Below are 7280 nucleotides of genomic sequence, written 5' to 3' on the forward strand. Positions count from 1 at the left end.
CGCCGTCATGCGCCGCCTCGCGGCAGTTGCCGGATCGCCTGGGCCAGCCGCGCCAGCTCGACGTCTTCCAGCCGGGCCGCCCGCAGCCAGCCCAGCGTCGCCTGCGCGGCGCCGGCGTCGCGCGCCTTCAGGGCCGCCGCCAGCACCAGCGCGGTGTCGGCGGGCTCGCGCTGGCGCTCCCAGTTGTCGCGCGCCAGTTGCAGCGCCAGGCGCGGATCGTCTTCCAGATGCAGGGCGAAGCGGGCCCGTTCGCGGCTATGGCTGCCGTCCTTGCGCTGCTGGTAGCCGGCGAAGCGTTCGCGCAGCTGGGCGATGGCGGCGCCGGCGTCCTGCCCCAGCGCGCGCTGCGCCAGCGCGCGCCGCAACAGCATGGCGTCGCTGGCGCCGGCGTCCTTGAGCAGCGTCAGCGTTTCCTGCGGCTGCTTCATGGCCAGCAGGAAATCGGCGTAGGCGCCCAGCAGGTACGGGTCCTGCGGCGACAGCGGCAGCGCCACCTCGAAGTACTGGCGCGCCTCGGCCGGCCGGCCCAGGCGCTGGGCCAGTTCGGCCGAGGCGGTCAGGATCCAGACGCGCAATTCCGGGTCCAGTTCGTTGCCGCGCACCAGCAGGCGCTGCAGCGCGCGCGCGCTCTGCTGGCCCTGGCCGTTCAAGCCCTGGACCGAGGCCAGGCAGGCGGCGGCCGCGCTGTCGGCGCGCAGCGCCATCAGCAGGCGGCAATCCTGGGCGGCCCTGGCGTAGTCGCCCGTGACCTGGTGGATGACGGCGCGGGCGAACAGGGCGTTGCCGTTGTTGCCCTCGCGCCGCAGTACATAGTCGTAGTCCTTCAGCGCGGCGGGAAACTCGTGGCGCTTCTGCAGCACCGAGGCGCGCAGCAGCGCGATGCGCGGCGGCGGCGCCGGATCGGACCACCAGGGCGCCAGCGAGGTTTGCGCATAGCCGAGGTAGCGCGGATCGCCGGTGCGCCTGGCCAGCGTCAGCTGGGCCTGCACCACGGCGGCGGCCAGGTCTTCGTCGGCGGGCTGGGCGCGCAGCAGCTCCTGCAGCCGCCTGAGCGCCTGCTGCCGCTTGAATTCGGGGATGTGTTCGATGACTTCATCGCTGCTGCCGGGGCGCCTGGCCTGGGCGGCGACGTCGGCGGCGATCGGGGCCAGCAGCAGCATGGCCAGCAAGCTTATCAGTGTGCGCATGAGTGACAGGAGGGTGCGCCCCCCGCCATCGGCGGATGGAACGGGGGGCTGGGGGAGGAAAGCTTACGGTGCCTGGTGCGGCGGCGCCAGGTAAGGGAAGTCGTTACTGAACGGTACGTCGTTGTGGTTCACGCCGTCCAGCTCGCCCCGGCGGTACAAGATGGGCAGGTCGGTGTCCAGGTTGGAGGTGAAGATGATGTCGATCGAGTCGTCGTCCAGCCAGCGGCCGTTGGGGAACTTGATCGGCTTGCTCAGGTCGATGTGCAGCATGTCGGGCGCGAACAGGCCGGCCAGGCGTTGCACTTCGCTTTCCTTCAGGCTGAACTGCGGTGCGCGCAGGGTGTTGACCAGCACATTGGTCCACATCGCGACCTTTTCATGCGGCCGGGTGGCGTTGTACAGGTCCTTCAATTCGTCCGGAATGAAGATGACCTTGACGGCCGGGTTGCCCAGGCGCTGGATCTGGTGGAACTTCTCGCCGCGCTCGCCGGTGGCGGGCTGCTCGATTTCGGCCTGCTGGCTGCGGCTGTTGTCCTTGCGGTCGACCGAGGCCCACAAGCCCAGCTTGGTGCCGCGCGGCGCCGTCACCATCGACAGCGGCAATTCGATCACGATGGCCGAGACGTTGTAGCCGGCCAGCGCGTCGGTCGCGGTGAAGCGGCCGGTGCCGGCGAAGGTGCGCTGCACGCCGACGGTGTCGATGAAGAAGGGATCGTCGCGGGTGCCGGCGAAGGTGCGGATGCCCTGCGGGCCGTCGGTGATGATGGGCGGATTCGGCTCGCGGGTGATGCGGGTGCCTTCCGTGACCAGCCCGGTGACGCTGATGTCGTTGTTGATGCGGGCGGTGTAGCTTTGCTTGTGGGTCGCCGTGTCGTACGCGCCGAAGCGGATGTCGATCACGCGGTCGGCGATGGCGTCGCCGTTGTTGTCGATGTTGAAGCGGTAGCGCGCGTCCGGCGTGAAGTGGTAGGCGCCTTCCTGCACCGTGGCCTGGAAGGGGTTGACCGCCATCACCAGCACCAGCTTGGAACTGTCGCGCGGGTTGAGGAAGGCGTAGAAATCGGTCAGGTCGGCATGCGGGTCGGCCTGGATGGCGGGCGATTCGCGGTGGTCGGAGGCGGACGCGGCCGTGCAGAGCAGGGCCAGGCACATCAGTATCAGTCTTTTCATGGTGCTCTCTTCGCAAAGGGGGAGGGATCAGGCGGCTTGTTCCTGCGGCAGCAGGCCCATTTGTTCGGCGTACAGCATGCGGTCGAAATACGCGACCAGATGGGCGATGCCGTCGCCGTCCACCGTGATCAGGTCGACGCCGGGCATGGCCAGCGTGCGGCCGCTGGCCGGGCCGCTCGGCGACGGGCCGGTATTGGTGCCGCGCATGATCCATTCGAGTACGACCAGATTGTCGCCGGCCGGCGCCAGGCGCACCAGTTCGAACTGCAGGTCGGGGAAGGCGCCCAGCAGGCCGTGGATGTAGCCGCCCAGGTCGGCCTGGTGCAGGGCGTTGCCGGCCACCGGATCGGTGTAGGTGCCGGTGCTGCCGAACAGCTCCAGCACGGCGGGCACGTTGTGGGCGTTGAAGGCGCTGGCGTACTGCTTGACGATGTCGATTGCTTGCATGGTTTTTCCTTGGGTTGGACTGCGATAAAAATATGCCGGCGGCGCGCCGCCTTATTGGTTGCCGCCGCGCGCCAGCTGGGCGCCGGCGCGCGGGCCGCCCAGGCCGTGCCTGAGGTTGACCCACAGCGCCCGTCCCAGCGCGCCGGGCGACAGGAAGCGGCCGACGCCGATGTCGCGCGCCAGGAAATCGTTGACCAGTTCGGCCGTCCGGGTGTCGCGCGCGGCGGCCGAGAACAGCAGCCGCTGGAAGGGATTGAGCGGCGCCACGCGCGCCATGTCGCGGATGGTCTGGTGGTGGGCGCGCAATTCCCAGCGGTGCTGGCGGGCGTAGCGCTTGAGCGCCGGCGCCAGCGGCGCGTCCTGCTTGATCGGCTCGGCCAGGTGCTCGACCAGCCATTCGGCCGACTGCAGCGCCCAGGCGATGCCGACCCCGGCCAGCGGGTCGGAAGTCATGGCGGCGTCGCCGATCAGGGCCATGCCGTCGGGCGCGCGGCCGCGCAGCAGGTTGGAGTTCTTACTGTTCATCATGATCTTGGAGATCATCTCGGCGCCGTCCAGCTTGGGCGCGCCGGGCAGCGCCGCGATGAAGCGGCGGTAGCAGGCTTCTGGATCCTGCTTGAATTCGTCGAGCCGGGTCTTCATCGGCATGATGGCGATCAGCGTGGTGCCGTCGTCGTTGGGGAACTGGTAGCCGATCTCCGGTTCCAGCAGCCACATGCGCGAGAACGAGCGGTCTTCGTCGGGGATGTTGCGGAAATGGGCGAAGCAGGAAAAGCGGATGTTCGGGCTTTCCTTGGACGGGATGCCGGCCAGCTCCACCATGCCGGACTCGCGGCCGTCGGCCGCCACCGTCAGCGCGGCGCGCAGCGTGCGCTGTTCGCCCTGCTTGTCCTCTATCGTCAGGCCGCACACGCGGCGGCCGTCGCGCAGCAGCGCCGCGGCCTTCCAGCCCGGCATGAAGTGCACGCCCGGCGCCTCGATCGCCAGCGAGCGCAGCAGCGGGTCGAAGGTCTGGCGGCGGATGTTGTAGCCGAAATTCTTGGTGTTGACATCGACCGGCGGCACCCAGCCCCAGCGCGTCCACAGGGCCAGCGAGTTGCGCACGCCGCTGGCCTGTTCCACCAGGTGGTCCAGGCCGAGGCGCGCCATGGCCGGGCGCGCGGCGGGCAGGATGTAGTGGGTGCAGATTTTCTTGTAGGCGTCGGCGTGCGGGTTCTGCTCGACCAGCGCGACCTTCAGGCCGCGGCGGGAAAACAGCACGGCGGCGGCGCAGCCGGCCGTGCTGGCGCCGACGATGACGACGTCGAATGGCATTTCGTTTTGCATGATGGGCTTCCGAGTGGGGGATGCGAACGGCTTCAGGCCGGGGTCTTGTCGTGCTCGCTGTCCTTGGCGCGCACGCTGTCCATGCGGCCGCGCGAGGTTTCGCGCTGGCCGCGCGCCGGCAGCAGGGGGCCGATCTGGCCCAGCCCGAACGGCGGCATATTGATGTAGACCGACTCGTACTGGCCGGGGGCGATGCGGTAGGCTTCGTGCCAGATGCCGACGTCGCCGCTGGTGCCGATCTTCTTATAGAAACCGCGCCACGCCTTCTGGTGGCGTTTTTCGCTGCTGTGGCTGTAGGCCAGCAGCGCCTCGTAGGAACGCCAGTACTGGACGTAGCAGATCGGATTGCCGACGGTCTGGTACTGGCCGCCCAGCAGGCCGCTGTCCGGATCGTCGACCAGCTCGGTGATCATGCGGCGCATCGCGATGGCGATCGGCAGCCACTTGTGGATCTTCCACCATTTGTTGATGCGCATGCCGATCAACAGCACGACGAAGTCCTCTTCAACGCTGATCGTCATGCGATCGTTTATCACTGATTGCTGTGCCATCTGTGTCCCGTTAAGAATTGGCGCCGCTGGCGGCGCGATGCAGGTGACACGATAGGCGATGGCCGGTTCGGTGCTCAATAGCCCGATTGGCGGGGGGAGGGGGTGGGAATGGCGGGCGCGGGCGGGGCGGCAGCGCGCGCCCGCCCGCGATGGATGGCTTAGTTGTCGCCGAACGGCAGGAAGAAGCCGGTCATCTGTTTCAGGCGGCCGTCGGCATGGTACTGGCCGAAGCTGGCGCCCTTGCCGACCACTTTGTCCTCGCCCACCACCAGGTTCCAGTGGGCCAGGCTGCGGCCGTGATGCTCGGCGAATTCGGTGGTCACGAAGCGGCCGCCCGGCACGTTTTTCTGGAACTCCGTCATGTAGGCCGCCAGCTGGTCGTGGCCGTTGACGTGCACGTGGGTGTCGGAATACTCGCAGTCAGGGTTCAGGCATTGCTCGAAAATCTTCTGTCGTGCCGCGGCGTCCGTTTCGCTCCAGGAGCCGGTGTACACTTCCCAGGTATCCCGCAGTGCGCTTTGTTCCATAAGTCTCTCCACTCTGTTAAAAAATTAATATTAATGGCAAAATGCCATCATACCCCGATCGGGCGACCGGGGTGTCGCGTACGGCCGCGCCGGGCGGCCGCCAGGCTTATTGCTCGCTGTCCGGATCGGGGCTGAACTTGTCGGTGATGACGTCGGCGTTGAGCGGCTCCCAGAACACCAGCAGGATGCCGGAGTTCTCGATCGGCTGTTTGTGCGGGTTGGTGACGCTCAGGCGCGCGGTGATGACGTCGTCGCCGGCGACCTTCGGACCATAGATGCCGGGCATCCAGATCGGCGCGCCGTTCTGTGGAATGTGCTTCGGATGCACGTGCAGCGGCACGGTCGGCGCGCCTTCGCCGGCGCCGTAGTGGGCGGCCGGGTTCGACGCGTAGGTCGGCTCGAAGCGGTAGGCCTTGTGGTTGTTGATGCGCACATCCAGGTAGTCGGCGTGGTCCATCACGTGCGGCGCCACCTCGATGATGCGGGCCGCCTCGCCCAGCGTGTGCTTGGGACCGTTCACCACGTGGGTGCCGGTCGGGATCACCACTTCTTCGCGGCAGGGATTCAGGCCCACCCAGGTGATATTGAAGTCGCGGTACCTGGTCGTGCCTTCGTCCCAGTGCATATTGAAGCGCACGTACAGCTCTTCCGTTTCCGGCACGTTGGCCGAATTGGTCCAGTGGAAGTCCAGGCCGCCCAGCGTGCCGCCCTTCATCGCGAACGCGTAGCCGGCCGGGAAGCGCAGGTCCAGCAGGTCGCGGCCGACCGCCAGCGGCAGGATGCCGCACTCGTCCTTGGCCGGGCGGCTGCTGGTCTGATAGGTGAAGATGTAGTGGTGCGGCAGCTGCGAGTAGGCCGGCTTGTGGGACACCACTTCCAGGCGGCCGTCCGGGTGGCGCTTGATGACGTCGACGTCGGCGCCCAGGAACCAGCGGGTGACGCCTTCGGGCAGCGTTTCCTGGCTGGCGCCCGGGCGCTGCGGGCTATCCGGCAGGCGGTTGAAATTTTCATCGTAGCTGTAGCCGGTGTCGGTCTTCAGGTCGATGCGGATATAGCGGGTGGTGGTGTACGGCGCGGCGTGCGCCAGCGCCGGCGCCAGCACGGCGGCGAGCAGCAGAAGATTGCGGTAGCGTGGACGGAAAAATGACATGGCAAGTCCCTTATGTTGAGTCATAGCGGAGGTGGATACTGCGGTTCGGTGTAGACGCTGCGAACAGTGCCCGCGCGCGGCGGGGGGCGCAATAGCCACTAAGAGCTAGGAAGGGATGCCGCGGGTCTGGCGGGATTCGATCGGTTGTCGGGAACCAGTCACGGCCTGCTCGGCGTTGGCGACGGCTTTCTTCTGAGCCGGGGGCGGCGTGGACGGCGTCAGCGCCAGCCCTGCAGCCAGCGGGTGCTGTCGTTGAGCTCGCGCCAGCGCAGGGTGAAGCTGCGCCGTGTCAGCACCGCCTCCATGGTAATCAGGTCGATCCCGGCGCCGGGCGGATCCTCTTCGATCAGCGCCGTCACGATGAAGTGTTTTTCCCGGTTCAAGGGCTTCGCCGCGGTCCATTTGCTGCGCAGCAGTTTGGCGGGCTGCAGGCGCAGCGGCGGTTGCGCCGGCGCCGCCAGGCCGGGCAGGTCGCGCAGGGCGTCGATGCCGTGCATGCTGCGCCGCCACCACTGGGAAAACGACTGGCATGGCTGGCGCACGGGGACGAACAGCGGCGTCGCCGCGCGCTGCAGCACGCCGGGCGGCAACAGTGTGCCGCAGTGGGGATCGGCCCAGGTCTGGACCGAGCGCGCACCGGCCAGCGCGGCGTCCAGGTCGGCGCCGCCGGCGTACCAGCAGACCGGGGCCAGCGCCTGCATGCGGCTGTCCGCAAACGCCCAGCGCATGGCTGACCAGGGCCAGAGGCGATGATGGTCGGCCGGCCACCAGCCGATGCGCAGGCAGTCGCGCGGCAGGTCGGCCGGCGGTTCGCCCAGCGCCCACGGGTGCACCAGCCAGACATCGCGCCCGGCCGCCGCCCGGGCCGCGGGCGCCACCGCCCGGCCGGCCGGCGGCGCGGACAGCAGGGCCGGCTCGTCGA

The 7280-nt window shown here is 68.3% G+C and carries 8 protein-coding genes; all 8 read right to left on the reverse strand.

What is annotated here, in order from left to right:
• Positions 1–5: 5 nt before the first annotated feature.
• Entirely contained in the window at positions 6–1187 is a 1182-nt protein-coding gene (locus DUGA2_RS32070) for a tetratricopeptide repeat protein (protein WP_070273317.1), read from the reverse strand.
• A 63-nt stretch (positions 1188–1250) separates the two neighbouring features.
• A complete protein-coding gene (locus DUGA2_RS32075) occupies positions 1251–2357 on the reverse strand; it encodes a DUF4331 domain-containing protein (protein ID WP_070273318.1) in 1107 nt (368 codons plus the stop codon).
• Positions 2358–2384: 27 nt separating this feature from the next.
• Entirely contained in the window at positions 2385–2804 is a 420-nt protein-coding gene (locus tag DUGA2_RS32080; protein WP_070273319.1) for an ester cyclase, read from the reverse strand.
• A gap of 51 nt (positions 2805–2855) precedes the next feature.
• On the reverse strand, positions 2856–4130 hold the full coding sequence (locus tag DUGA2_RS32085) for an NAD(P)/FAD-dependent oxidoreductase (protein WP_070273320.1): 1275 nt from the start codon (positions 4128–4130) through the stop codon (positions 2856–2858).
• A 32-nt stretch (positions 4131–4162) separates the two neighbouring features.
• Positions 4163–4651, reverse strand: a complete 489-nt coding sequence (locus DUGA2_RS32090; protein WP_229212431.1) for a DUF4188 domain-containing protein — start codon at positions 4649–4651, stop codon at positions 4163–4165.
• A gap of 188 nt (positions 4652–4839) precedes the next feature.
• The gene (locus DUGA2_RS32095) at positions 4840–5208 is read right to left on the reverse strand and encodes a nuclear transport factor 2 family protein (protein WP_070273322.1); all 369 of its coding nucleotides are present in this window, start codon (positions 5206–5208) and stop codon (positions 4840–4842) included.
• 106 nt (positions 5209–5314) lie between these two features.
• A complete protein-coding gene (locus DUGA2_RS32100; protein ID WP_070273323.1) occupies positions 5315–6358 on the reverse strand; it encodes a hypothetical protein in 1044 nt (347 codons plus the stop codon).
• Positions 6359–6576: 218 nt separating this feature from the next.
• A partial coding sequence (locus tag DUGA2_RS34715; protein WP_229214834.1) for a TIGR02450 family Trp-rich protein occupies positions 6577–7280 on the reverse strand: 704 nt, incomplete at its 5' end.

It is taken from the genome of Duganella sp. HH101, from assembly GCF_001758795.1.
GTDB lineage: Bacteria > Pseudomonadota > Gammaproteobacteria > Burkholderiales > Burkholderiaceae_D > Rugamonas > Rugamonas rivuli.